Source organism: Methylomonas sp. AM2-LC (assembly GCF_039904985.1).
GTDB lineage: Bacteria > Pseudomonadota > Gammaproteobacteria > Methylococcales > Methylomonadaceae > Methylomonas.
Genome location: NZ_CP157005.1, coordinates 452,348 through 478,860, shown reverse-complemented (window position 1 = coordinate 478,860; position 26,513 = coordinate 452,348). Strand labels below are relative to the sequence as shown.

The 26,513-nt window shown below is 42.7% G+C and carries 29 protein-coding genes; 12 read left to right on the top strand and 17 right to left on the bottom strand.

The window, feature by feature from the left end:
• Positions 1 to 19 precede the first annotated feature (19 nt).
• Positions 20 to 439: a hypothetical protein gene (locus ABH008_RS02260; protein WP_347988250.1), complete on the bottom strand. Its 420-nt coding sequence runs from the start codon at positions 437 to 439 to the stop codon at positions 20 to 22.
• A gap of 143 nt (positions 440 to 582) precedes the next feature.
• On the opposite strand from ABH008_RS02260, the gene ABH008_RS02255 reads away from it, so the two are divergent.
• The gene (locus tag ABH008_RS02255; RefSeq protein ID WP_347988249.1) at positions 583 to 1,500 is read left to right on the top strand and encodes a transporter; all 918 of its coding nucleotides are present in this window, start codon (positions 583 to 585) and stop codon (positions 1,498 to 1,500) included.
• Positions 1,501 to 1,509: 9 nt separating this feature from the next.
• Complete coding sequence (locus ABH008_RS02250) at positions 1,510 to 2,127, top strand: class I SAM-dependent methyltransferase (RefSeq protein ID WP_347988248.1); 618 nt, start codon at positions 1,510 to 1,512, stop codon at positions 2,125 to 2,127.
• A gap of 133 nt (positions 2,128 to 2,260) precedes the next feature.
• Here the strand turns inward: ABH008_RS02250 and ABH008_RS02245 are convergent, their stop codons facing one another.
• Entirely contained in the window at positions 2,261 to 2,836 is a 576-nt protein-coding gene (locus ABH008_RS02245) for a hypothetical protein (protein ID WP_347988247.1), read from the bottom strand.
• 310 nt (positions 2,837 to 3,146) lie between these two features.
• On the opposite strand from ABH008_RS02245, the gene cobT reads away from it, so the two are divergent.
• Genes cobT through cobC form a run of 3 tightly spaced genes read left to right on the top strand, consistent with a single transcriptional unit; the run spans position 3,147 to position 5,515 of the window.
• The gene (gene cobT / locus ABH008_RS02240; RefSeq protein WP_347988246.1) at positions 3,147 to 4,190 is read left to right on the top strand and encodes a nicotinate-nucleotide--dimethylbenzimidazole phosphoribosyltransferase; all 1,044 of its coding nucleotides are present in this window, start codon (positions 3,147 to 3,149) and stop codon (positions 4,188 to 4,190) included.
• Positions 4,187 to 4,936, top strand: coding sequence for an adenosylcobinamide-GDP ribazoletransferase (locus tag ABH008_RS02235; RefSeq protein ID WP_347988245.1), 750 nt, complete (start codon positions 4,187 to 4,189; stop codon positions 4,934 to 4,936). Before cobT ends, ABH008_RS02235 begins: the two co-directional genes overlap by 4 nt.
• Complete coding sequence (gene cobC / locus ABH008_RS02230) at positions 4,937 to 5,515, top strand: alpha-ribazole phosphatase (RefSeq protein WP_347988244.1); 579 nt, start codon at positions 4,937 to 4,939, stop codon at positions 5,513 to 5,515. It abuts the gene before it with no gap.
• Between the two features lie 107 nt (positions 5,516 to 5,622).
• Here the strand turns inward: cobC and cobU are convergent, their stop codons facing one another.
• The 5 genes from cobU to apaG form a co-directional block, all read right to left on the bottom strand.
• Entirely contained in the window at positions 5,623 to 6,147 is a 525-nt protein-coding gene (gene cobU, locus ABH008_RS02225) for a bifunctional adenosylcobinamide kinase/adenosylcobinamide-phosphate guanylyltransferase (protein WP_347988243.1), read from the bottom strand.
• A 140-nt stretch (positions 6,148 to 6,287) separates the two neighbouring features.
• Positions 6,288 to 6,935, bottom strand: coding sequence for a 5,6-dimethylbenzimidazole synthase (gene bluB, locus ABH008_RS02220; RefSeq protein ID WP_347988242.1), 648 nt, complete (start codon positions 6,933 to 6,935; stop codon positions 6,288 to 6,290).
• Positions 6,936 to 7,088: 153 nt separating this feature from the next.
• Positions 7,089 to 8,099 (bottom strand): Gfo/Idh/MocA family oxidoreductase, encoded by a 1,011-nt coding sequence (locus tag ABH008_RS02215; RefSeq protein ID WP_347988241.1) that lies wholly within the window; start codon positions 8,097 to 8,099, stop codon positions 7,089 to 7,091.
• Positions 8,100 to 8,135: 36 nt separating this feature from the next.
• Complete coding sequence (locus ABH008_RS02210; protein WP_347988240.1) at positions 8,136 to 8,957, bottom strand: symmetrical bis(5'-nucleosyl)-tetraphosphatase; 822 nt, start codon at positions 8,955 to 8,957, stop codon at positions 8,136 to 8,138.
• The gene (gene apaG, locus ABH008_RS02205; protein WP_347988239.1) at positions 8,957 to 9,334 is read right to left on the bottom strand and encodes a Co2+/Mg2+ efflux protein ApaG; all 378 of its coding nucleotides are present in this window, start codon (positions 9,332 to 9,334) and stop codon (positions 8,957 to 8,959) included. The genes ABH008_RS02210 and apaG overlap by 1 nt, the downstream gene beginning before the upstream one ends.
• 71 nt (positions 9,335 to 9,405) lie before the next feature.
• Here apaG and ABH008_RS02200 point away from each other — a divergent pair, with 71 nt between their 5' ends.
• On the top strand, positions 9,406 to 9,960 hold the full coding sequence (locus ABH008_RS02200; RefSeq protein WP_347988238.1) for an ankyrin repeat domain-containing protein: 555 nt from the start codon (positions 9,406 to 9,408) through the stop codon (positions 9,958 to 9,960).
• Positions 9,957 to 11,327, top strand: coding sequence for a UDP-N-acetylmuramate:L-alanyl-gamma-D-glutamyl-meso-diaminopimelate ligase (gene mpl / locus ABH008_RS02195; protein WP_347988237.1), 1,371 nt, complete (start codon positions 9,957 to 9,959; stop codon positions 11,325 to 11,327). The genes ABH008_RS02200 and mpl overlap by 4 nt, the downstream gene beginning before the upstream one ends.
• Before the next feature lie 20 nt (positions 11,328 to 11,347).
• Here mpl and ABH008_RS02190 read toward each other — a convergent pair whose 3' ends face one another.
• The 3 genes from ABH008_RS02190 to ABH008_RS02180 form a co-directional block, all read right to left on the bottom strand.
• Entirely contained in the window at positions 11,348 to 11,740 is a 393-nt protein-coding gene (locus ABH008_RS02190) for a PIN domain-containing protein (protein WP_347988236.1), read from the bottom strand.
• A complete protein-coding gene (locus tag ABH008_RS02185; protein WP_347988235.1) occupies positions 11,718 to 11,960 on the bottom strand; it encodes a hypothetical protein in 243 nt (80 codons plus the stop codon). The genes ABH008_RS02190 and ABH008_RS02185 overlap by 23 nt, the downstream gene beginning before the upstream one ends.
• Positions 11,961 to 12,257: 297 nt before the next feature.
• Positions 12,258 to 12,395, bottom strand: a complete 138-nt coding sequence (locus ABH008_RS02180) for a hypothetical protein (protein ID WP_347988234.1) — start codon at positions 12,393 to 12,395, stop codon at positions 12,258 to 12,260.
• A gap of 356 nt (positions 12,396 to 12,751) precedes the next feature.
• On the opposite strand from ABH008_RS02180, the gene ABH008_RS02175 reads away from it, so the two are divergent.
• Positions 12,752 to 13,090, top strand: coding sequence for an HNH endonuclease (locus ABH008_RS02175; protein WP_347988233.1), 339 nt, complete (start codon positions 12,752 to 12,754; stop codon positions 13,088 to 13,090).
• Positions 13,091 to 13,252: 162 nt separating this feature from the next.
• Positions 13,253 to 14,608 carry an alkaline phosphatase family protein gene (locus ABH008_RS02170; RefSeq protein ID WP_347988232.1) on the top strand — a complete coding sequence of 452 codons (1,356 nt, stop codon included), beginning with the start codon at positions 13,253 to 13,255 and terminating at the stop codon, positions 14,606 to 14,608.
• A 176-nt stretch (positions 14,609 to 14,784) separates the two neighbouring features.
• Here the strand turns inward: ABH008_RS02170 and ABH008_RS02165 are convergent, their stop codons facing one another.
• From ABH008_RS02165 to ABH008_RS02155, 3 genes are read right to left on the bottom strand one after another with little or no spacing between them, the layout of a single operon-like run.
• Entirely contained in the window at positions 14,785 to 15,513 is a 729-nt protein-coding gene (locus tag ABH008_RS02165; protein ID WP_347988231.1) for a dinitrogenase iron-molybdenum cofactor biosynthesis protein, read from the bottom strand.
• Positions 15,514 to 15,523: 10 nt separating this feature from the next.
• On the bottom strand, positions 15,524 to 15,832 hold the full coding sequence (locus tag ABH008_RS02160; protein WP_347988230.1) for a rhodanese-like domain-containing protein: 309 nt from the start codon (positions 15,830 to 15,832) through the stop codon (positions 15,524 to 15,526).
• A gap of 36 nt (positions 15,833 to 15,868) precedes the next feature.
• Complete coding sequence (locus tag ABH008_RS02155; protein WP_347988229.1) at positions 15,869 to 16,444, bottom strand: hypothetical protein; 576 nt, start codon at positions 16,442 to 16,444, stop codon at positions 15,869 to 15,871.
• A gap of 567 nt (positions 16,445 to 17,011) precedes the next feature.
• Here ABH008_RS02155 and ABH008_RS02150 point away from each other — a divergent pair.
• Together ABH008_RS02150 and ABH008_RS02145 are read left to right on the top strand one after the other, a co-directional pair.
• Positions 17,012 to 18,448: a phosphomannomutase gene (locus ABH008_RS02150; protein ID WP_347988228.1), complete on the top strand. Its 1,437-nt coding sequence runs from the start codon at positions 17,012 to 17,014 to the stop codon at positions 18,446 to 18,448.
• A gap of 175 nt (positions 18,449 to 18,623) precedes the next feature.
• A complete protein-coding gene (locus ABH008_RS02145; protein ID WP_347988227.1) occupies positions 18,624 to 18,962 on the top strand; it encodes a hypothetical protein in 339 nt (112 codons plus the stop codon).
• A 208-nt stretch (positions 18,963 to 19,170) separates the two neighbouring features.
• Here ABH008_RS02145 and rmuC read toward each other — a convergent pair whose 3' ends face one another.
• From rmuC to gmk, 4 genes are all read right to left on the bottom strand, one after another.
• Complete coding sequence (rmuC, locus tag ABH008_RS02140) at positions 19,171 to 20,490, bottom strand: DNA recombination protein RmuC (protein WP_347988226.1); 1,320 nt, start codon at positions 20,488 to 20,490, stop codon at positions 19,171 to 19,173.
• On the bottom strand, positions 20,490 to 21,770 hold the full coding sequence (hemL, locus tag ABH008_RS02135) for a glutamate-1-semialdehyde 2,1-aminomutase (protein WP_347988225.1): 1,281 nt from the start codon (positions 21,768 to 21,770) through the stop codon (positions 20,490 to 20,492). The genes rmuC and hemL overlap by 1 nt, the downstream gene beginning before the upstream one ends.
• 274 nt (positions 21,771 to 22,044) lie before the next feature.
• A complete protein-coding gene (locus ABH008_RS02130) occupies positions 22,045 to 22,494 on the bottom strand; it encodes a hypothetical protein (RefSeq protein WP_347988224.1) in 450 nt (149 codons plus the stop codon).
• Between the two features lie 26 nt (positions 22,495 to 22,520).
• Positions 22,521 to 23,135, bottom strand: a complete 615-nt coding sequence (gmk, locus tag ABH008_RS02125) for a guanylate kinase (protein ID WP_347988223.1) — start codon at positions 23,133 to 23,135, stop codon at positions 22,521 to 22,523.
• A 231-nt stretch (positions 23,136 to 23,366) separates the two neighbouring features.
• Between gmk and polA the strand changes: the two genes are divergently transcribed.
• A complete protein-coding gene (gene polA / locus ABH008_RS02120) occupies positions 23,367 to 26,093 on the top strand; it encodes a DNA polymerase I (protein WP_347988222.1) in 2,727 nt (908 codons plus the stop codon).
• The last annotated feature ends 420 nt before the right edge of the window (positions 26,094 to 26,513 follow it).

The following is a 26,513-nucleotide window of genomic DNA, read 5'->3' as shown; positions in this document are numbered from 1 at the left end:
ATATGCTCAAAGAGCTTATTCAACGCCGGACAGGCGAATCTACAACCCTGATGTAATAAGGGGGGGCGCGCGTGTTGTTTGCAGTAAGAATAGGTTGAGAGATACAGTTGTCAAGTAGTGGCTCAGATATAATGATCCGATACCGATTGTTATCAAAAAAAACTTCTCTACTGTAATACTGGGTAAAAAACCAGCTTTGATATTTTTGCAAATTGGGTTTTATGCCTACACCCACATTAATGATAGCACTTTCTGTAGATAGAACAGATTTACTACCCATCATGGAGTGCGAGTGTAAAACATTATGCAAAGATTCAAATTCGTACAAATGCAAGCCGCTTTCCATCTGCGAAACTCCGGCATGAGCATGTACTACTGGTGATCCATATTGCAACAGCACTAATATCATAACCAGAAATTGACGAAAAAATGCAACCATTTATAGTATGTAATGTCAGAAGTTTGAAGTTTATCTTTAAGCAATAGTTGTATACAGGACAACGAAACGCTATTCTAATTGATAACGGTGATTGTAGTTCGAGTATCCGTCTGCATTTTCCATTTTTTTAAGGTAATTATTTTATGCACAAGAAAAACAGTATCATTATTAGCTTTTTAGTCGCCATGACCTTAATGTTGGCCAGTGTACATGAAGCTGAAGCCAAACGCTTTGGTGGCGGTAGCTCGTTTGGCAGCAAACCCAGTTATAGCCAGCCTTATCAAGGATCAGGCAGCTCAAATTCTTTCAGCCAACCATCTCGTTCACCTGCGCAACCTGCAGCCGCAGCCAGCCAAAATCAGACGGCACGACAAGGCTTTGCTAATCGGGGAGGGTTGATGGGCATGCTAGGTGGTCTGGCGTTGGGTGGCTTACTCGGCTCGATGTTTTTTGGCGGCGCGTTTGAACATATCAACTTTATGGATATGTTGCTTTTTGCTGGGGTTATTTACTTGCTCTACCGTGTATTTGCGGCCAAAACTGCTCGACAAGCACAACCAGTAGCTAATGCCTATGCCCGAAATAGTGTTCAAGAACATGAAACTGTATACAATCAAGGTTCATCAGCATCAAGTCGTAACTTTGATACCGATCTGTTATTCAGAGGTAAAAATGCTGCGCCTGTTAGTGTGCCTGCCAGTTTCGATCAACAAGGTTTTTTAGCGGGTGCGGAAAGAGCATTTCGCCATTTGCAAGCGGCCTGGGATGCACGAGATTTAGCGGCCATTCGCGGCTTATCAACCGACAAAGTTTTTGCAGAAATCCAAGATCAATTACGTGCAAGTAGCTCTAATAAAACAGAAGTACTTAAAGTTCACGCTGAATTATTAGCTGTTCGTGAAGTCGGAAATGAACTGGAGGCAACGGTATTATTCGACACGCTGATGCGTGAAGACGAAAGCGAAGCCGAACAAGTAAAAGAAGTATGGCACTTCGTAAAACCAGTAAACAGCCAGCAAACTAAATGGTTTCTGGACGGTATTCAACAAGTTCAAAACTAAAACAGCAATATGTATAACGAAGGCGAAAAAATCCGCCGACGCTATGACCGTCTTGCCCCGTGGTTTGACGGTCTGGAAGGATTTATGGAAGGCTTGTTTTTTCGCCGCTTCCGAAAAAAATTGTGGGCCGAAGCAACAGGCCCACATATATTGGAAGTAGGGGTTGGTACCGGCAAAAACTTCGATTTTTACCCACGCTCAGCCTACATGACAGCTATCGATTTCAGCCCAAAAATGCTGGTTCAAGCCCAAAGAAAACGCGATAGAAAACAAATATTTGTCGATCTTGCACAAATGGATGTGCAATCTATCTGCTATGCAGACAACAGTTTTGATACGGTGATAGCCAGCTTTGTATTTTGCTCAGTACCACAACCCAGAAAAGGACTGAAAGAGTTACATCGGGTATTAAAACCGGGTGGCCAATTACTATTGCTTGAACATGTATTAAGCAGTCATAAAACCATAGCTGGTATTATGAATATGATGAATCCATTAATCGTGGCCCTTTTTGGAGCCAATATTAATCGGCAAACCGTTAAAAATGTGCAAGCTTGCCCATTTCAAAAAATCTTTATAGATCCCGCCAGCACCGATATGATCAAGCTGATACGAGCAGTTAAGTAGGTTTTATTCTAGTTTAAAGTGACGCGTTGGGCTACGACCGAGGTCTCACCCAACATATGTCTATAAATAATTCTTTATCCGAGCGTCCTCAGCTTAGAATCGATTTACTGAAGTTAACGCTTTCTAAATATTTTTAAACTGCTTCGTGGCTATCCTTTTCCTGTAGGATTAATTTCACCACAGCCACCAAACCAATAATCATAACGCCATACAGTAAAGCACCACCTAAATAAGAGGGGTAATACTGACCAACACGCTGAAAATACTCTGCCACAGATAGTTCTGCAAAACGCCCAGATAACAAATAAAAACTGCCGTTGGAAATCATAAATGCCACAGAAGTACTTCCCATTAAAACTAAACATTGTTTTAGTGCATTTGATATAGACCACGCTTTGAATTGGCGAGAATACTGACCACCCAACCACATTGCAGCATAAGTAGGAATCAAAAATACATAAGCAGGTGAAACACAATAATCGCTAACCCCCAGCTGAGTAATAGCCAAATAATCAATTACACCAGCTTCCAACAGCAACGCTGCAAAGAAAAAACGCCCACCCAACCAAAAAGCAGCCAAAAAGAACACCGCTAAAGATGCATCTGGCAAGGCAAACGCAGTACCAAAATGGTGGAAACGAGTAGCGGCCATCAATAGCATTAAAGCAAACATACCTGGCTTGATAGTCAGGACTGATTTTAAAGTCATTATTTAATCTCCGATTTGAATAACTATAGTGTATCTAAAAAAAGAAGTATCTACCGAAAGTCGTATATTGGCAAACCATAGATAGCAGTTTGTTCAACAAATTATTGGTTTAAACCTTGTCAAAAAACCTTCTATGGCTCTTAAAAAGCTGGCAATTCTAAGCAGATTAAACAAATTAAGCACGCAAAAAATACCTTACCGCTGCGTTTGTGTATTTCGAATAGCGTTTAAACGGGGTGTGGGGCATAATTCTAAATCTGCACACCACTTGTTTTAGCTCCATAACCTTAACTCCGGCAAAATCAATCGTATGTTTACCATTGCAAGTTTGGACAGCGCACTTAAAACTGCACTGCTGGACAAAATAAACAATAAAACCAAACCACTGGGATCACTGGGACAGCTTGAAACTCTGGCCTTACAGCTAGGACTCATTCAAAACACCCTTAGCCCAACTCTCAATCAGCCAGTAATGATGGTATTTGCTGGCGACCACGGCATCGTCGAGGCCGGTGTAAGCGCCTATCCGCAAGCGGTAACACAACAAATGGTTGGCAATTTTTTACAAGGCGGTGCTGGTATCAATGTCTTTGCCAAATTAAATGGCATGCAGGTGCGCATAGTCGATAGTGGGGTTAACTATGTATTTCCGGCACACCCTAAGCTGATTAATGCCAAAATTGGCATGGGTACTTCTAACTTTCTCACCAAACCGGCCATGAGCCTGACACAATGTGAACTAGCCTTACAACAAGGCGCAATTCTGGCCCAGGCTGAAATTGCTGCCGGCAGCCAAGTATTAGGGTTTGGCGAAATGGGGATAGGCAATACCACTTCGGCAGCAGCATTAATGGCGATTTTAACTAGCTTACCAGTCTCTCACTGTACAGGACGAGGAACTGGGTTGGATAATGCAGGATTGCAAAAAAAGACCACTATTATTACTCAAGCTATCAAACAGCACTCGATTGATGCAAACGATTATGTACGCGTATTAGCTACATTTGGCGGCTTTGAAATCGCTATGATGGCAGGAGCCATGTTGGGAGCCGCTGCAAAAAAAACAGTCATCCTGATTGATGGATTTATCGCCAGTGCCGCCTTATTGGTAGCCACTAAAATGCAGGCCAATTTATTAGATTATTGTGTTTTTGCGCATTGCTCAGATGAGGCTGGACACCGATTATTACTGGACTATTTACATGCCAAACCTTTGCTGAATTTAGGCTTACGTTTAGGTGAAGGTACAGGTGCTGCTCTGGCATTACCTTTGTTACAAGCCGCTATCAGTTTTTTAAATGATATGGCCTCTTTTGATGCGGCACAGGTCAGTCGGGGCTTAAACTCAGCATGAAACAGGAATGGCGTTATTTATTGCTGGCGGTGGGCTTTTTTAGCCGCATTCCGGTTCCGGCACTGGCTGACTTTAAAGAAGCAGAGCTTAACCGCGCCGCTAAATTTTTCCCTTTAGTCGGACTACTAATCGGTAGCATAACTGCCTTTAATTACTGGCTAAGCGCTAAATTTTTCCCAACCGATATTGCCGTTATTATTAGCATGATCAGCAGTATCTATATTACTGGTTGTTTCCACGAAGACGGGTTAGCCGATTGCATTGATGGGTTGGGTGGTGGCTGGAGTAAAGAACAAGTATTGCAAATTATGCAAGATTCACGCATTGGCAGCTATGGTGCAACAGCACTGATGTTAATACTGTTGACCAAATTTATAAGCCTTAGTCATATTTCGCCAGATTTGATACCCTGGGTATTATTGGTCGCTCATAGTTTAAGCCGCTATGCCGCCATTCTAGTTATGATGACACAATATTATGTTCGTAGTGAAGGCAAAGCCAAACCACTGGCAACAGAATTAAGCAGTAGCGAATTTTTGCTTGCCAGTGTGTTTGGGTTACTACCTTTAATAATATTACCCGTGCATTTATTATGGGCCTTATTACCCGTAACGCTGATCTGGCTATTTTTTAGTGCCAAACTAAAAAAACGCATAGGTGGCTATACAGGCGATTGCTTAGGTGCCATGCAACAATTAACCGAAGTGATGTTTTATCTTGGCATATTGGCCTGGAGTTTGCCATAAATGGAAATCTATTTAGTTCGACATACCACACCCGCTATTAGCCCCGGCATTTGTTACGGACAAACCGATATAGAATTGGCGGACAGCTTTAGCGAAGAATTTGCCCGCTTGCAAAATAAACTTAAGCATTTGGAAAAGCCCTTAGTGTATTCCAGCCCCTTAAAACGCTGTTTGCATTTGGCCGAAAACATGACACAGGCTTTAAATTTTGACACAGTGACTCAGGATGCGCGCCTGCAAGAACTCAATTTTGGTAGCTGGGAGATGCTGGCCTGGCCACAAATCCCTAAAGCCGAATTGGATGCCTGGACAAAAAACCTCACTGGCTATGCCCCGCCCCAAGGTGAATCCGTTCAAGATTTGCATGCACGTGCCCAACACTTTTTAGCTGATCTTTGTGCAGCGAATAACATGCAAAGCTGTATTCTATTTACTCATGCTGGTGTGATACGCAGCCTGTTAGCACAGATATTGTATGAAGACTTACAACAAGCTTTAAAAATACAGATTGCTTATGCCAGCGTAACCAAGCTGATTGTTAATGGGCAAGACGTGCAGGTGGAGTATCAGAATCAATAACTAACCCACCACAATAATAAAAAGTAGGATGTGGTGAGCGAAAGCGAACCGCATCAATCACGACAAAAACTCCACCTAGGCTGGTATATTCTCCAAACCTGAACTGTTTATTTTAGTTGCAATGGCAAACCCGCAGCAACGAAAGTCACTTGATCGCTAATCTCGGCCAAGGCCTGATTTAACCAGCCAGCCTGATCCTGGAATTGCCGATTGATTTCTCCCAACGGCACTATTCCCATACCCACTTCATTACTGACCATAATGATTTTGCCTGGTAGGTTTGGCAAGTTTTCTAATAATAAACGGCGCTGAGCAGGCCAATCGATACCTTCCGGCGGCAGACAATCTGGACAAATACATTGGGCCAACCATAAGGTCAGACATTCCACTAGCAAACACTGACCTTCGGCTGCATTAGCTTGTAAACATGCTGCCAAATAATGCGGCACTTCTAAGGTTTTCCATTCAGCTGGTCTTTGCGCTTTATGTCTGGCTACTCGTTCCCCAAATTCATCATCATATACTTGAGCAGTCGCGATATAGGTCACCGGCATACCAGAAGCCAGTGCCAACTTTTCTGCGTAACGGCTTTTGCCAGAACGAGCACCACCCAGTATTAACTGTACAGACATCTTTACTCCAGATAGTATGAAAATAGTCTGTAGGATGTGCCGTGCAACGGGAAGCGCATCGATAACGATTGATGCGGGTCGCTATCGCTCACCACATCCTACTCTATTGATTTTTTATGCTTTTAATTTTATTGAAACCTTTAATCTCTTTTCCAGGTATTCTCAGATACCAGCTCGGATAACGGCTTTTCCTTACTCCAGCCAGTTTCCACTAACATGGGAGCCTGATAAAAAGCATCAACGTGCCCCAAACACAAAATCGCCACTGGCTTGGCATCGGCAGGCATTTGCAATAATTTAGCCAGACTTTCGGGTTCGAACATAGATACCCAGCCGAGTCCCAAGCCTTCTGCGCGTGCTGCCAGCCATAGATTCTGAATTGCACAACTGACCGAAGCCAAATCCATTTCCGGCAAAGTGCGGCGACCAAAAATATAATCTTGGCGCTGATCACACAAGGCCACCACCAACACTTCTGCGCATTGCATTATGCCTTCCACTTTTAAGCGCATAAACTCATCCTCACGCTCACCTAACGCCTGAGCAGTATTTAAACGTTCTTCCTGCACCAAATCATAAATATGTTGACGCAAATTAGCATCAGTAATGCGAATAAAGCGCCAGGGCTGCATTAAACCAACGCTAGGGGCATGATGCGCAGCAGCCAGCAGTTTAGCCAAAATAATTGGATCAACTGCATCAGGCTTGAAATGACGCATATCACGACGCTCGGCAATTACCCGGTAGATGGCGGCAATTTCGGAATCTGAATAACGTAACGAGCTCATTGATTCGCGGAATGGAGGCTTATAAGGGGGTTAGCGCGCCCCTCTCTAAAAGACTTATTGATGGCGCACACTGATTTTTTATCTACCTCAACGCGGATTGGCAAAACGCAGAAGAACCGTTGAACTTTATGGTCAACCGAATTACTCCTACCACTAAATCTCAACCCGCCGCCCCGTAGCTGCCGATTGCAAAGCGGCAACAATAACCTGACAGTTTTCTCTGGCATCGGCCAATGACAGAGCGGGCTGTTTGCCTTGCAACACACAATCACTAAAATGCTCTACTTCCAGCCGGAAATGATTTGAAGCGGGTAAACGTTCCTCGCCAGAGCGACCGTCTTCATGCCACCAGGAAATAACCGGCACATCGCCCGGTAATTGCCACACCACATGACATTTTATGCCGCCTTGAGTACCAATAATTTCGTACTCACAACGTCTGGCACGTTCAAAACTAAAATCGAACTGGGCAAATTTGCCATCACCATAATCCAGCACGCCGCTCGTGGAAATATCGGCACCACTTTCCACGTATTTGCTTAGAGCAGTGACGGCTTGCGGTGGATGCTGAAAAAATTGACGCAAGGAATGGATGGCATAGCAGCCTATATCCCACATTGCGCCACCACCGTGCGAGACATCCTCGGCCAACCGATACATGCGCGCCGGGCGCATCATAAAAGAATAACAGGCACGTACTGAACGAATTTCGCCAATTAAACCACTATCCAGCAACGCTTTAACGCGCTGATGTTGCGGGTGGAAGCGATACATAAAGCCTTCCATAACGGTAACATTATGCTTTTTGGCAGCCTGTTCAATAGCATCGATATCTGCGACAGATAAAGCCAATGGCTTCTCGCACAACACATGTTTGCCATGTTCTATGGCACGTAAAGTCCAAGCAGCATGTTCCTGATTAGCCATGGGGACATACACGGCCTGAATATTTGGATCGGTGAGTATGGCATCCAGTTCATCATAAGCTTTAATTTCTGGATAGCAGGGGGCATATTTATGTAACGTTTCTGCAGCGGCACCCGCACGGCGACTGCCAATAGCAATAAGTTGCGCATTATTTGCTTCAATAATGGCCGGCATCAAACGTTCGTTGATACGGGCAGCGCCGAGTATACCCCAGCGAAGCTGAGCATTATTAGTCATGATTTCCCCTGTTTGACCTTGATTGATAGGCCCTAATTAAAATGGATTTTGCGCAGCCTGACAATCGATTGCATAAACTTGCGGTTGCTCACCCAACTTTAAGGCGGTTAACTGCCCACCCCATAAACAACCTGTATCAATACCATAACAATTATGGCCTTGATAAAAGCCCAGCGTTGACCAGTGACCAAAGATAATACGCATATCCAGACTTTTACGACCCGGCACGGCAAACCACGGTATTAATCCAGTGGGCTGGCTACCCGGCGGGCCTGATTGCGAAAAATCCATCACACCATCCGCCGTGCAATAACGTAAGCGCGTTAAACAATTAATGGTAAACCGCATCCTATCGGTTTTATGCAAATCATCCTGCCAAACAGCGGGTTTGTTGCCATACATGCTTTTAAAAAAGCGTTCGTAATCGCTACCTTGCATAGCCTGCTCTGCTTCTTTAGCCATTTTCTGGGTAAGCTCAAAATCCCATTGTGGTGGTAAGCCTGCATGAAACATACAAAATTGCTGATTGTGATAAAACAGAGGTTGACGTCTTAACCAATCGATTAATTCAGCACAATCGGCTGCTTGCAAAATGGGCGTTAAGGTATCTTTTTTTCCAGATTTTCCCATTGCAACGACAGTCGCTATCAAATGCAAATCATGATTACCCAATACCGTAATCGCTGACTCACCCAAACCTTTAACAAAACGCAGGGTTTCCAGTGATTTAGGGCCACGATTAACCAAATCGCCTGCTAGCCAAATTTGATCAACCCCTGGATCAAATTTAATTAAATCCAACAGGCGTCGTAATTCATCGTAACAACCCTGCACATCACCAATCGCATAAATCGCCATTAGTGTAAAATTCGCGGAATAGATAACGTAAACTTGGGAATGAGTGCACTAAAGTTTTCGCCATTATCAGATATCATCTGATATTTACCTTGCATCACTCCCACCGGGGTTTCTATCATTGCCGCGCTGGTATAGCGGAAAGAATCGCCGGGGGTAAGATAAGGTTGTTCGCCAACAACACCTTCGCCATTGACCTCCTGAATTTTGCCATTGGCATCCGTAATCAGCCAATGCCGGGTTAACAACCGTGCAGGAACACCACCTACATTGGTGATGGTAATGGTATAGGCAAATACATAACGATTTTGATCGGGTGAGGATTGTGCTTCTATGTAATAGGGAACAGCCTCAACTAAAATTTTGTTTTTTTCGCTCATTGATAGATGATGTGGAATTCAATAAGGCTATTTCAACGCAACTTATGCCTAAACGCAAGAAACCAAATACTATGACCCAAAAAACAGCACTGTTTTCATTCTTTTTACTGTTGTCTCCCATTGTGTTTGCAGCCGATGCCAAGGAGTTATTTGCAGCTGCCATTGCCGGCAAACTGGAACGCGTCGAAAACATGCTGGCTTCAGGACTCGATGTTAACAGCAAGACAGAACTGGACAGAACCGCCTTGATGGCTGCCAGTTTTAATGGCAATGTACGCATAGTGAAAACCTTACTGGCCTATGGTGCGGATGTAAACCTGGCTGACAAAGCAGGTGCTACTGCGTTAAGTGATGCCGTGGTTTTTGGTAGTCCGGATATTGTTAATTTGCTAATTGCCGCAGGAGCCAATGTTAATGCCGCGGATTTGCAAAATGTAAAAATCATGGACAAAGCCAAAAAACTGGGCCGTGATAATATCATTAAATTATTGGAAACGGCTGGCGCTAAAGGCACAGAAACGAAGACTGAAACCAAACCAGAAGGCGAACAAAGTACTGAGGGTGAACAAAAACCCGCCACAGAACCAAAAACCGAAACCCCCACTACAGAAGATAAAATTAAATGACAGCGCAGCCCAAACCCCTACACATTCATATTCTTGGCATCTGCGGTACGTTTATGGGCGGGCTAGCCTTAATTGCCCGCGAACTGGGCTATCAAGTCAGTGGTTCTGATCAAAATGTCTATCCACCCATGAGTACCCAGCTAGAAGAGCAGGGCATTCAATTACTCAGTGGTTATAAAGCAGAGAATCTTAATTGCCAACCGGATTTAGTGGTGATTGGTAATGCGTTATCGCGCGGCAACCCAGAAGTGGAAGCGGTGTTAAATCGCGGCTTGCCTTATATATCCGGCCCACAATGGTTAGCCGAACATGTACTGCAAAAGCGCTGGGTTTTAGCGGTGGCAGGCACACACGGTAAAACCACCACCAGCAGCATGTTAAGCTGGATATTAGACTATAACGGCTTTAAGCCCGGCTTTTTGATTGGCGGCATTCCGTTAAATTTTGGTATTTCTGCGCGGCTTGGCGAGTCGGATTTTTTTGTAATTGAAGCCGACGAATACGATTGCGCGTTTTTCGATAAACGTTCTAAATTTGTGCATTATCGGCCACGTACCGCCATTTTAAATAATCTGGAATACGACCACGCCGATATTTTTGAGAACATCGATGCTATCAAAAAACAATTTCAGCATTTACTGCGTACCATTCCCGGTGAAGGTTTGGTAATTGCCCCAGATTGCGAAAAACATATCACAGATGTTATTAACACGGGTTGCTGGACACCGGTAGTAAAAACCGCCATAGACGCCCCGGCAGAATGGCAAGCGCATTTAACTAAAGCCGATGGCAGCCAGTTTAGCATCCGTTTTAAAGGTGAAAGCCAGGGCAGTGTTGATTGGTCCTTGACCGGGCAACATAATGTTTACAACGCCTTGGCGGCCATTGCCGCTGCCCGGCATATTGGCATCCTACCGGCACAAGCTATAGAAGCTTTACATCAGTTTCAAAATGTAAAACGGCGTATGGAGCTGATCATCAGCAGCCAGGGGGTTAAAGTGTACGACGACTTTGCCCATCATCCCACCGCCATTAAAACTACCTTGGATGGTTTACGCAAACAAGTCGGTAACGAGAAGATACTCGCCATAGTCGAGCCACGTTCCAACACCATGCGCTTGGGCGTACATACCCAATCGTTGGCAGAATCACTGCAACAAGCGGATGTTGCCATTGTTTACCAACCCGATAATCTGGGCTGGGATTTAACCCAGTTATTGCAATATGCGCAGAATATAGAAATTTGTAATAGTTTGGATGCCATTATCGATAAAATTCAAGCTGAAACGGGTGGTATTTGCCATGTATTATTGATGAGTAATGGCAGTTTTGGCGGGATTTATCAGCGGCTAAAAGAGGTGTTGTGAGGTTAGGAGCATCAGGTAAGTTATTTTCGCAGAAATTTTTGAAAATCTTTGTCGAAACTAACTAGCTCCCATTTATGGTGCCGTGCAGTTGCGTAAACAATTGCATCAACAATATCAACATTATGATCGGAGAACAATACTAGACTGTCCAAGAGAACTGAACTGTTTTCTTGATTGATACCCTGATACTTTAAAAACTGGATCAAAATATCGCAGACTTTAGACTTAGGTACTTTGTATACTTTTAGAAGCACATAAACGCATTCAGCCAACACACTTTCTGGAACATATGCAATTGCCTCGCCGCATTTTATAGTTTGCATAAACGCACTGGCTATTTGAAAATATTTTGGGTGGTCATTTAGCAAATAACGCAGAATAACGTTTGTATCAAGTACGGTTGTATTTTTCATCTAGAGTGAGTTGCCATGCCTGTTGCTTAACTTCTTCGGTGGGTACATAAGAGGAAGCATAAGCCTCTAAACTGCCTGCTATGTCATTTACTTGTGAGCTTTCAGCTTTTTGTTCGCTACTTATACCTAGACGAAAATAATGAATTAGATCGTAAATTTCTGCAAGTTTTCCTTCCGGAATGCTTTCTAGCTCCTGCATAATCCGCTGTTGCATGTGCATATTAATTACCTTATTAAAAAACGATTGCTGCTTACTCTGGTTAAATTTTACTGTGTTTGTCGCTTTTGCATAAAATAAATTCAAAGTCTGATTTCACTTCTCCACATTCAGTGTCAACACTTTACCGACTTTGAATGTTCGTTGCGCAATTATTCAACGATCCTTTACTAGGTTTTTTGCGTAAAATAGATGAGATAGGAGTTTGTATTATCTGTATACAATTCGCAATCAAAATATACAAAATACTTATTCAGGCGCAATTACATCTCGAAATCTAATCTCTGAACATTACGAAAATTAGTGATGCGATTCCAAATATCTACACAATGATTCAATTACTATTTCTTGAACATTAGCGGCCCAACCCTGTTCTACCAATGTTTGCGTCTGTTGCCACAGTTGATCATGTACTTCAGCGTGAATAGTGCTACTCATTGTTATACTCCAGCGTTACTCTAATCATACTTTACCATTCACCACATAAATTATTTCTGTTATGTGCAATGTATTTAAAGTATGGCTTAGTTATAAAATTTTTATATTATTTGCTCCATTACCTTCATTGTGCAAAGATAAAGACTTAAATTATGGCGTTACCGATAGATATAACCTAAATTTTTAGGGTATAAAAACATCAAATTGATAAAAATCCATGCTCGATCATTGGTTAAAAAAACTTACAAAGTTACGCGTTGATCGAGCAACCAAAAGCCCTGCTCCACATAAGCCACTATTAATACTTGCCATTCTTGATCAAATTGAAGAAGGATTAATTATATAGATACGCTTGTTTGCTTTGTAATGTAAAAATGCTATTGCCATCGGGAGTTGCATTAGTTGAAGCAGTCCATATTCACCAATTCGCTAATAGTAAAAACGATAATATATCTAATGGATTGGCATTATGCCGTAATCATCATTGGGCTTTTGATCAGGGACTATGGTCAATTGGTGATAATTTTGAAATATTAGTAGCTAACAACATGTTTTCTGAGCAATCTCCTAACCAAGTTGCGTTGACAGAATACCATACAAAGCAAATAAACTTATCTTGGATAAAACCAGAATATAGACCTAATCAAAAGCATTTGGAATGGCATAGAAAACATAGATTTATTGGAATTTACTAGCCAAATATAAATGTTAGTTGTCAAAAAACTTTTCTATCCCAACAAATCAAAATTTAACTTACTAACACTACTTATCCGCAAAGAATTTACCGAAAAAATAAATCCAGTTTATTATAACCGCACCCATTTCTTGTTTTAGCTACTGTCCAAACGGAATAAATTATGACGCCCGTTAAAACCGCATTCCTTTTCAGTTCCTTAGCCTTATTGTCTCCAATTGCAAGCCATGCGCAGCCAAAAGGCTTGGAAAACATCGAACACATTGTGGTGATCTATCTTGAAAATCGCAGCTTTGACAGTTTGTATGGTAAATTTCCGGGAGCTAATGGTTTGGCTCAGGCCAAAAATGCACCGTTACAGGTGGATGAATTTGGTCGGCCTTATAAAATTTTGCCGCCAGTGATGGATGGCAAGAATATTGACAGCCATTTCCCAGCAGATTTGCCCAATAAGTCGTTTAATATTGCAGATTATATTAAGCCTGATGAAAAGCACCCCGATTTAACCCACCGATTTTTTATCCACCAAATGCAGATTAATGCAGGACGTAATGATAGGTTTGCGCAATTATCCTCTGCGGGCGCATTAAGCAAGGGTTACTATGATGTAACGGGTACAGCCATGTGGAATTATGCCAAGCAATATACGCTGGCAGACAATTTTTTTCAGGCCGCTTTTGGGGGATCGTTTCTCAATCATCAATGGTTAATTTGTGCCTGCACACCCGAGTTTAAAGATGCACCACCCGAATTACGGCAGTGGAAAATTGATGCTACTACTGGTAGACCTACGGGTGATCCATCGGTTACTTCCGATGGTTATGCAGTTGGAACTATTCAACCCACTTATCCACCTTACGATACAGAACATGCCAATAATCGCTTGCCTTTGCAATATCAGGCCACTATTGGCGACAGGCTAACTGCCAAAGGCGTTTCCTGGGCTTGGTATGCGGGTGGCTGGGGTGATGCTGTAGCCGGGCGTAAATCGGATGATGATTTTCAATACCATCATCAACCGTTTGTGTTTTATGCCAATTACGCACCAGATTCGGCAGCACGCGCGGAACATTTGCTGGATAGAAGCCGGTTATTGTCTGATTTAAAGGGCAATTTCCCGCAAGTGGCCTTTTATAAACCAGTTGGTGCTAAAAACGAGCATCCTGGTTATTCGAGCATTTTAGCGGCTGATCAGGAAGTTCAGGAAATTGTTGAAGCGGTACGTAGTAGTGCCATTTGGCCGAGTACGGCTATTATTATTACGGCGGATGAATACGGCGGTTTGTGGGATCATGTGGCACCGCCTGTTATTGATCGCTGGGGGCCAGGTACACGGATTCCGGCCATTATTATTTCGCCTTATGCTAAAAAGGGGTTTGTCGATCATACCGAATATGACACCACCTCTATTCTTAAGCTGATCGAAACCCGTTTTGATTTGGACCCACTAACAGATCGAGATGCTAAGGCAAATGATATGTTGTCTGCGTTTGAGTTTAAACATAAGGGTGCAAAATAGGCTGTTAGGCCATTCTTATGATTTATTAGCTGAATATCGGACACTCTTAAGTCTTAGGCAACTTAGCAGTTTACTTATGACCACGGTGGGAAAGCTGAAAACTTGGAGGTTATAGCGTGCGGTATACCCTTCATGGTTCGACAAGCTCACCACGAACGGTATACCGCAGATGTAAATTATCCTTCCGCTTTTACATCGTCTTCATGATGTGAAAAACGTTTACGCTCTTCTGCGGTTTTACCCAATACTTTTGCCATCCAAGGTGGCGGCGCGGCAAATACTTTTTGAAACTCGCGTAACTGTGCCGTGGCTGCAATCACCTCTGGCACTTTGATAGGGTAAATGTCGGCACGGATAACTTTTGCTGCTGCCGGCCCACCAATAGATTGTACAAACAACACCTGACAATCATTGATTAAATTAACCCTAAACAAGTTTCTATCATCAGCACTATCAGCTTCTACAGTAGAACGAATGTCGATTAAGCGCATATCGTCCTGACTTAGCTGATAAATTAAAAAGCGAATGCAGGAGCCAAAATGTCCATTCAGCAAAGAGCCACTGTTTGAAGCAATGGCAATACGAATGGACTCTGGAATATCGCCAGTTTTGTAGGCTTGCACCTGCGGCAAATCTTCATCGCCTTCTTCTTCGCCCCATAAATAACGTACTGCCAGCTTGATATTTTCCAGGCCGATGCCAATATCTTCACCATCTTCTTCACCGTCTAAACTACCAATGCCGGTTTTGAGATTGGTTACCGTAATTGATTTGAGTTTTTCATCATCCAGTGGCGAACCCACTTTACTATGCAAAATACCGATAAGTCTTTGCACATCAACACCAGGCAGTACGCGTGAAGCCAGGGCAATACGCAAAGCCGAGTCTCTTGATAATTGTTGCATAACATCACCTTTAAACTGAATTATGTTGTTTCCACTCGGCGTATCCACCCGCCAGACTATATACTTGCTGAAAACCGAAATCTCCAAACATTTCTGCCAGATGTTCGCTGGCATGGCCGTAATAGCAATAAATCAGCAAGGGTCTGTGTTTATCGCCTTTCTTCAATAAACTATCGCGTAGTTGCTCGTGCACATGCATGGCGTTGTCGATATGTCCGGCTTTATAGTCTTTCAAATCGCGACAATCCAGTATCATGGGTTGCTGTTCGGCAATCAGCTGTTTTGAAGCGGAAACAGCAATAACTTCGAATTTTTTCATACGGATTAACTCTCTATAAAGTCGCGGATTCAGTATTTAAACCGGGCCGCCGCTTAAATCTTTTTTAACTTCTATGGTTTGACTTAGGCCGTCTTCAAGACTGATGGGTGCGGTTTTAATTTTGAAGCCTTTAGCTTCGTTGTACATAGTAATCACTTTATCTTCTGCGGTTTGCCCTTTCAGATCGGCTTTTTCAATATACAGTGCTTCCAGGGTTTCATTCCAGACCATACCCTCTTTATAAGGCAATAATTTAAAGGTTATATCTGCATAAACTATCTGCATGGGGATAGTAATGTTTTCCACATATAACAAGGCCACGGTATCGGCACTTAAGGCATCTTTATATTTCTCTACAAAGATTGGCAGATGTTCCAGCTTGTAAAATAAGCCATTAATAAACAGAATTTTGTCACTATCTGCTAATACCGCAGCCTGATTAATAACCAACTCCGGGGTTTTTCTGTCGTGTACGTTGGTTGAACCTTCGTGTAACGCACCTTCAATTATGATCAAATCGCCACGAAATGCTGAAAGTCCGGGTGTTGTAGTTTTGCCCACTAAGGTGGTAATCCATAACAGCCCTTGGCTATTGTATTTTTCTAGTAACATGCGCTCAATTCCCCTGTAAATTCTAATGATAAAAGTATTTATTGTTTATAAAGCAAAACACTTGCCAGTCTGTTTAAAACCGTACAAAGCCCAAGCTAAACAAGGAATAAGCAGATAAACAATTTGCAGATTTTATGTGGTTTTTAGCGTCCATGTAGCAAAGCCGACAATTATCAGTTTACAGGGATAGAACTTTTGTCAGTTTTAATACTAAGTGACTACTTATAAATCTACTAGCCTTACTGATGACTAGTAGTGAATGAATTTGCTGAGTTTCGGCTATCGCCAGCCAACGCAGACTGACAATTGGGTTAATAGTATCGGGAATGTATAAGAGTCGATATAATTACTGTATTTGCAAGTTATCACTAAAAATGGACAATACTTGGGAAATTGTAACTATTCGGCGTAAAGTTAAGTTTTTATAGGATTTGCCGAAACTAATAGGCGCATCAATCACGATAGAGGCGCTTCACTTCGTGAAGCACATCCTACAGTCCATTGACATTTAACAACAGGCCTGCGCTTCTCACCTTATTTAACACAAACCCAGCACAAACTAAAGCTATGAAAACAATCAATATTCAAGAAATGATGTCTCAAAGCGGGGTATCTTTTGGCACGAGTGGCGCACGCGGTTTAGTGACTGCCATGACCGATGAGGTATGCGCTGCCTATACGTTGGCTTTTATACAAGGCCTTGATTTAGGCAAACCTGGGCAAAAAATTGCTTTAGGTATGGATTTGCGCCCTTCCAGCCCTAAAATTGTCAAGGCTTGTGCAGAGGCTATTCGTCAGGCAGGATGCATAGCAGATTTTTGCGGGGTATTGCCTACCCCTGCACTGGCTTGGTATGCCTTATCTAAAGGTATTCCGGCAATAATGATTACCGGCAGCCATATTCCTTTTGATCGTAATGGTATTAAATTTTACCGGGCTGAAGGTGAAATCAGTAAAGCCGATGAAGTGGCTATCAGTGCTGCCGTGGTGGAAATAGCAAGCAATACAGGGGATACCGAACTACCCACGGTTAATCCCGCTGCAATACAACAATATGTGCAACGTTATCTACGGTTATTCCCAGTTGAGTTACTGGCAGGGCAACGTATTGGTATTTACGAACATTCCAGTGCTGCCCGAGATTGCCTACGCGAAATACTATCCGCACTGGGAGCAACCGTTATTGGTTTGGCACGAACGGATACCTTTGTACCTATTGATACCGAAGCAGTCAGTGACGAAGACCTCCAGCGCGGGCTAGGCTGGGCTGCAGAACATGGTCTTGATGCCATTATCTCTACGGATGGCGACGGTGATCGTCCGTTGATTGCTGATGAAACCGGCAACTGGTTACGTGGCGATATCGTTGGCTTATTATGTGCCAAATTTTTAGCGGCCGATACTGTAGTTACCCCAGTCAGTTGCAATACCGCTATTGAGGCATCGGCCTGGTTTGAAAAGGTAATACGCACCCGAATCGGCTCACCTTATGTCATTGCTGGCATGGAAGAAGCCCAAGCTAACGGTAGCCGCAGTGTGGCAGGTTTTGAGGCCAATGGTGGGTTTTTGGCTGGAGAAGGTTTAAGTGTTGGTGGTAAATCTTTAGCCGCTCTGCCAACGCGTGATGCCGTTTTACCGGCTCTAGCTGTATTGGCTATGGCCAAGCAGCATGGCAGCAAAATTTCGACCTTACTGACCGATTTACCACACCGTTATACGGCTAGTAATCGCTTACAAGATTTTCCAGTGGTTAATAGTCGTGCCTTACTGGATAGACTGCAAAGCGATAAACTGGCTTACCAAAGTTTATGGGGCAAAAGTCTGGGTGCAGTGATTCATCAAGATATTACCGATGGCTTACGTTTGACTTTTGAAAATGGTGAAATCATTCATCTGCGACCTTCTGGCAACGCACCGGAGTTGCGCTGCTATGCTGAAGCCGATAGAATGGAACGAGCTCAGGAGTTGGTAAATTTAAGTCTACAACGTATCGCTGGACGCTAAATAGCAAGCGGGAACTTGTCTGACTCATGGCGCTCTTAACAGGAGCGTCTATACTAATTACGCAGTCAGAATTGCTAAACTCAATATCTTGACTCCATAGCTCAGCTGAAACATTCAATTTAGCTTTTTACAATACTCTATTTAGCCCTAGTATTCTTATTTGAGGAACCTATCCATGCGTAACAAAGCAATTATTTTATCCAGTTTATTATTTCTGGCTTCAGGTAACAGTATGGCGCAGTCGTTTTTAAACTCTGCAACTCAGGCTGTTGAAAATGCAGGTGAACAAGCCGTAGTAAATGCTGCTCCAGCACCTGTTCAACAAGGTGTTAATGCTATAAATCAAGCACAACAATTAAATAACTTATCTAATGGCGCAACTGGCTTAACAAACGCTACTGGTTTACCGACTACAGTGACACCACCCACACCTACTGCAAGTGGTGTAGTTAACGCTGTTGAAGGTGAAGCCAAACAAGAAGCGGCTCAAAAAGCCTTAAATCTTCTTCAATAATAACAAAGCTTATCAGGAAGCAACTCAAAACCTGCGGGTTTTGAGTTGCGTATAAGGCTTACCCTAACTATTCACTGTAAAAGTAAGCCTGGATAGGATGTGCCGATACAAGGAGGCGCATCTATCGCGACAGATGCGCTTCATTTTGTTCAGCACATTCTATAATCCATTGATTTTAATTCAATAATATAACGCTGAATAACTACCGTTATTCTTCTCGCTCATCATCCAGCATTTGTTCGGTTAAATTTTTGGGTAATTTCTTTTTAATTTTTACACCCAGTTCTTCAAAGCTGCTAGCCTGACGCAACAGATTACCATTCCCGGTACTGAGTTTATTCACTATCGAATCGTATGTTTTGTGAACGGTATTGATCTGGTTACCCAGTTTATCGATTTCTTCTACGAAACCACGGATTTTTTCGTACAAAGTACCCGCCTTATCGGCGAGTAAGCGCGCATTTTCGTTTTGTTGTTCATAACGCCAGATATTCTGAACGGTACGCAAGGTTGCCAGTAGGGTAGTAGGAGTAACCACTACAATTTTATGTGCAAACGCCTCGTTAAAAAGGGTTTCATCTGCCTGAAAGGCGGCCATAAACGCAGCCTCTATCGGCATAAATAACAAGACGAAATCGAGAGAACGTAAACCTTTCAGACTGGAATAGTCTTTATTGCTTAAACTTCTTATATGATTTCTGACTGCTTCAGTATGTTGTTTTAAGGTTTCTTTACGTAGTTGATCGTCTTCGATTGAGCAATATTGTTCATAGGCCAGTAGCGACACTTTGGAATCAATAATTACATCTTTGTTATCGGGTAGACGTATAATCACATCCGGCTTAAATAAGCGGTTATCTTCATCGCGAAAGGCTCCCTGTGTTTCGAATTCTATACCCTTACGTAAGCCCGATTGTTCCAGCACTTTCTCCAGTATCATTTCTCCCCAGTTTCCCTGAAGTTTATGATCTCCTTTTAGAGCTTTAGTCAGGTTTAATGCTTCTTGATTCATTTTGCTGGTATCGCGCCGTAGCGAGATAATTTCTTCCCGCAAGGAAATCCTGTCCTTACTTTCGTTATCGTAAACACTTTCAACACGCTGCTTAAAATCACCAATTTGTTGCTTAAGGGGCGCAATCAGGTTCTCGACACTCAGTTTGTTTTGTTCGCTAAATTGTTTGCCGCGTTCTTCAAAAATTTTATGCGCCAGATTTTCAAACTGGGTTTTTAATTGTTGTTCGGCATCCTGAAGTAAGCGTATTTTTTCTACGGTACTATTCTGTTGTTCCTGAATACGTGTATTAAGCTCAGTCTTTTCAGTTTGTAATTGCAAACATTGCAGTTGTAGTGCCTCACATTGCTGTTCTGTAATATCCAGACGCGTCAATTTTTCTTCGGCAACAGCTATAGCAACCTGTGCTTGTTGTAGGCTGTCACGCAGTTGGTTATACCGTTTTCTAATCAGCAACAGACTAATTATTAATCCACCACAAGCGGCCAGTAATAACCAACCCAATGTTATAGTCATTACAATTGCCTAAATGCAATACGCGCAGCGTTAATAGTTTCCTGAATATCTGCTTCACTATGTGCTGCAGAGACAAATCCCGCTTCAAATGCTGACGGTGCCAGATAAACCCCTTGCGCTAACATGGCATGGAAAAATTGTTTGAATTTGGCTTGATCGCATTGCATGACCTGCGCGTAACGGCTGATATTTTTTTCGGCACTAAAAAACAAACCAAACATTGCTCCTACCTGATTGCTGGTAAAACTTACGCCAGCCTGATCCGCCGCCTGTTGCAAACCTTGTAGTAATTGGCTGGTTTTGGCATTAAGCTCTGCATAAAAACCAGGCGCGCTGATTAATTGCAGAGTTTTTAATCCGGCTGCCATGGCAACCGGGTTACCTGATAACGTACCTGCCTGATAGACTGGTCCTAGAGGCGCTAGATATTCCATTATTTTGTGACTACCGCCGAAAGCACCTACAGGCATACCACCACCAATAATTTTACCCAGAGTGGTTAAATCCGGCTTTATGTCATAAAGCCCTTGTGCTCCCTGCAAGCCCACCCTAAATCCGGTCATCACCTCGTCAAAAATCAGCACACTACCGTATTGATCACAAACTTGACGCAGGCAAGCCAGAAAACCGGGTTCAGGCGGAATACAATTCATATTGCCAGCCACAGGCTCAACAATAATACAGGCGATTTGTTCACCAAGCTGTGCAAAGGTATTCAACACAGCTTCACTATCATTATAACTAAGGGTAATAGTGTCAGCGGCTACAGCAGCGGGTACACCAGGAGAACTGGGAACTCCCAATGTTAAAGCACCAGAACCGGCTTTAACTAATAGCGAATCGGAATGTCCGTGGTAACAACCTTCAAATTTGACGATTTTATCGCGGCCTGTGTAACCTCGAGCCAATCGCAATGCGCTCATGGTAGCTTCTGTACCAGAACTAACCATCCTAACCAGTTCAACAGAGGGCAATAATGCGCAGACCGTTTCCGCCATTAGGGTTTCAATTTCAGTAGGAGCACCGAAGCTTAAACCTTTTTCCGCGCTCTGTATCACCGCAGCAATCACCTCTGGATGCGCATGCCCCAGTATCATTGGCCCCCAGGAACCGACATAATCAATATAGCGCTGCTTATCACTAGAAAATATATATGCACCTAGAGCGTGATCGAAAAAAACTGGTGTTCCACCCACCCCACTAAAAGAACGAACAGGCGAATTAACGCCGCCGGGTATAAATTTTTTGGCTTGAGCGAATAAATCTTGAGTTTGGGTCATAGCTTAAGGAATGCTGAAATGAATGGGGTTTATTATAAAGAGTAATGATTTGAATGGCACTTACTTCAGGATAATATTTTTATATCAACAACTTAAATATATTATCATCAGATGTATGGATTAGGTGTAGGCTAAGTTAAACTAAGTAAAATCCAGCCTACAGTATGCTGTATATATTTATAGACTATCGTTACCAGCCGTTAGTGCATCAAAAACGGCTGGCAAGCAATATAACAGAGCGTGCAGATTGGCCTAACTATTACCAACAGGGTAATTATTCTTTGCCAAACAAATGCGGGCCTTTTGGTTGTGGCTTGCTTTGCAAACAGAAGTATGCAGCATGATCAAACTTGATTTCCAAGGTTTGAGTATCTTCGTGTTCTTGTAAATATTTTTCCGCATCCAGATCGGATAAATCTTCAGCAATTTTTTTAGCAATACATTCACAGGAATCTGAAAAGCGTTTTTCATCAACATCTTTGTTAATGGAGTTTTTTAGTTCTCTAGCCACACAATTTTTGGCAAATTGCTTTTCAAATTTTTGTTTAACCGAATCACTGGCTTCGCCTTGATCAATATGATTTGCTTTGGCGTGTTTAGCTTGAGCGGGTTTCTCAACCGAAGCATTCTCAGTTTTATCGTCCGAGCAAGCACTAAGGAAAACAGTCATTACAGGTATGAGTAATAAAATCAGAAGTTTTTGCATACTGTTATTTTTTTTCATTGTCGATTTTGAAATATTATATAGTTTTAATTAAGAAGATTATCCAACAACGGCTTGAGTAACTGTTGCTGACGCAGTTGTAACAAACGATTTGCATGAATGATACTTTTCAACTGATTCAGTGCGATTTCGAAATCGTCATTCACCAACAAATAATCGAATTCGCAATAATGGCTCATTTCTGCAACCGCTGCGCGCATGCGCTTATCTATAATTTCTTCGCCATCCTGAGCACGATTTTGTAGACGCTGTCTTAATACCGCAATCGATGGTGGCAAAATAAATATAGAAATACTTTCTGGTAACATGCGCCTAACTTGCTCAGCACCTTGCCAATCAATTTCCAAAATAACATCAAGACCTTGAGCCAGATTTGCTTCTACGGTTTGTTGTGCTGTCCCGTAAAAGTTATCGTAAACCTGAGCATGTTCCAGAAAAGCCTGTTTAGCAATCATATCTGTAAACATCTCAACTGGAACAAAAAAATAGTCAATACCGTTAACTTCAGCACTGCGCTTAGCCCGCGTGGTGTGCGAAACGGATACGACCAGTTGCTCAGTATCAGCAATAAGTTGTTTAACCAGACTGGTTTTACCAGCGCCAGATGGGGCAGAAATGATATAAAGTTTACCTGGGATCATGAGTATTAATTGCGATTATTAATGCAGTTGTCATTCTTTTCTGATAACGTTAAAGAGTCAAGCTCAAAATCGCTATGCATGAATAATATTACTTTGCTATTGTTCATGACACAAAATTTATGCGGCATATATTGATCACACTAACTGATTGAGTTGTTTTCATTCTATACTTGCAGCTATTGTATTAGCCCTGTATCGTTAGCTTAATCTTACTCTGTTTGCTGATTTTTAATGTCTGATATTTCCGCAAAAAAACTTATTCTAGTAGATGGCTCGTCGTTTTTATTTCGAGCTTTTCATGCAGTACCCCCTTTGAACAATGCTAAAGGCGAACCTACCAATGCAATTTACGGCGTATCAAATATGCTACGCAAATTACTGCATGATCACGACACACCTTATTTCACTGTAATTTTTGACGCACCAGGTAAAACCTTTCGTCATGATTTATATGATCAGTATAAAGCGCATCGCCCACCCATGCCCGATGAATTACGTGTACAGATAAAACCCTTGCACGATTTAATTCGTAGCTTGGGTTTACCCTTGATAATTGAAGATGGCGTTGAGGCGGATGATGTATTGGGTAGTCTGGCTCAATATGCAGCGCGGGAAGGTTTCCGAGTTATTATCTCCACAGGCGATAAGGATATGGCGCAATTGGTCACCGAGCAGATTACTCTGGAAAACACCATGACCAATACGGTATTGGATAGTCAGGGGGTAATAGAAAAATTTGGAGTAAGGCCAGATCAAATCATAGATTATCTAGCTCTGATGGGCGATGCTGTGGATAACATACCCGGCGTACCTAAAGTTGGACCAAAAACAGCGGCCAAGTGGTTACAGGAATATGGCAGTTTAGATAATCTGATGGCCAATGCTGAGCAAATAAAAGGCAAAATAGGTGACAATCTTAGAGAGAGCTTAGCTACCTTACCTTTGTCGCAACAGCTGACAACTATCAATTGCGATATTGCCAATCACTATACGTTGGACGATTTAAAACGTGGTGAACCGGATATCGTCGCCCTAAAACAGCAATTGGGTAGTTTGGGCTTTAGCAGTTGGTTAAAAACCTTTGAAGGGCAAACCAGTGAAACAGCCGTAAAAGCTGAAACGACTCCCAGTTTACCAGTTGCTCCCGAGCATAAAGATTATCAGACTATTCTTACGCAAACTGAGTTTGATGGCTGGTTACAAAATCTAAAAAATGCAGACTTGTTCGCTTTCGATACCGAAACCACCAGTCTTAATTACAGTGAGGCGGAAATTGTTGGCGTCTCCTTTGCCATTAATATTGGTCAGGCGGCCTATGTACCTTTAGCGCACAACTATATAGATGCGCCCGAACAACTTGATCGGCAACAAGTGTTAACCGCTTTGCAACCGTTACTGGAAGATGCCACCCATGCCAAATTGGGTCAAAACCTTAAGTATGATGCGCATGTACTCAGTAATCACGGTATTTCCTTACGCGGTATCGGCCACGACACCATGCTTGAATCCTATGTTTTGAATAGTACCGCCAGTAAACATAATATGGATGATCTGGCTAAACATTATCTGGGGCAGGACACCATTCATTATGAAGATGTTGCCGGCAAAGGAGCAAAGCAGATCAGTTTTCAGGAAGTCGACATAATACAGGCGACTGAATATGCTGCTGAGGATGCTGATATTACCTTACGTTTACATCAAACTCTGTCTGAGCAACTGCAAAAACAACCGCGTTTATGGGATTTATATCAGCAGATAGAAATTCCGTTAATTGATGTGCTTACTCAGATTGAAGCAAACGGAGTGATGATCGATAGCGATATGCTGGCCCAACAAAGTATGGAGCTGGCTAATCGTATCTTGGGTATTGAACAACATGCTCACGATGTTGCCGGCTCTACCTTTAACTTGGGTTCTCCGAAACAGATACAGGAAATTTTGTATGACCGCCTGAATCTGCCGGTATTGAAAAAAACTCCAAAAGGCCAACCCTCTACGGATGAGTCGGTATTGCAAGAATTGGCATTAAGCTACCCTCTACCCAAACTTATTTTAGATTATCGCAGTATGAGCAAACTTAAATCGACTTATACGGATAAACTGCCACAACAGATCAATAGTAAGACTGGACGAGTGCATACCTCTTATCATCAAGCTGTTGCAGCAACGGGCCGTCTGTCCTCTTCAGACCCAAATTTGCAGAATATTCCGATACGTAGTGAAGAGGGTCGTAAAATCAGGCAAGCGTTTATAGCCCCGCAAGGATATAAAATGGTTGCTGCAGATTACTCGCAAATTGAACTACGCATCATGGCGCATTTATCTGGCGATACAGGATTGCTTACGGCTTTTTCACAAGGAGTTGATGTCCATAGTGCAACTGCGGCAGAAGTATTTGAAGTAGATATTTCTCAGGTAACACAAGATTTACGCCGTTCTGCCAAAGCCATTAATTTTGGTTTAATTTACGGCATGTCAGCTTTCGGCTTAGCACAACAACTAGGCTTATCCCGCAATCAGGCACAAGCCTATATTGATCTTTATTTTGCCCGCTATCCGGGCGTAAAACAGTATATGGACAGCATTCGTGAACAGGCAAAACTACAAGGTTATGTGGAAACCTTGTTTGGTCGGCGTCTGTACTTACCAGAAATTAATTCCCGTAATGCAGCCTTACGCCAATATGCAGAGCGCACGGCCATTAACGCCCCCATGCAAGGTACGGCTGCTGATATTATTAAACGCGCCATGATTGCCTGCCACAACTGGATTAGAGACAGTAGACCCGATGTTAAAATGATTATGCAAGTGCATGATGAACTGGTGTTCGAAGTTGCAGAGTCACAATTGGAAACCAGTATTGAAACTATCCGCAATAGGATGTCTGCCGCTGCAAGCCTGGATGTACCATTACTAGTTGATGTGGGTTGCGGTGAGAATTGGGATGAAGCGCATTAGCTCTAACAAAACATACCACAGCGAGTGCATATTGGTGGCAGTCTAGAGCCAGACACTACAGCGTCTCTCTTATCTCGTATTCCGCAGATGGTAGCATACCAATCCAATAGAAAAATAGTATAACTACTCACTCAGTTGCTTAGCTACCCGGCTTTTGGTGCTAGTTTGCGGTTTTTTTTAAAACGGGGTGACCAGTTACTATTTCACTTGACATACCCCTATATTCAGGGGGCTATTATATGAAAACTCTTTTGCAAGCAGGATAAGCATGCATACTAATCGACTACATCCTTTTTTAAAACTCCGGATTTTTCTGTGCTTATTATCTACTTCCGTTGTAAGTTCAGCGCCCGCCGTCTGAACTCACTTCAGCTGCAGCAGACCCTAATTTCCAGACGATCAAGACGATTCTTGAATTGC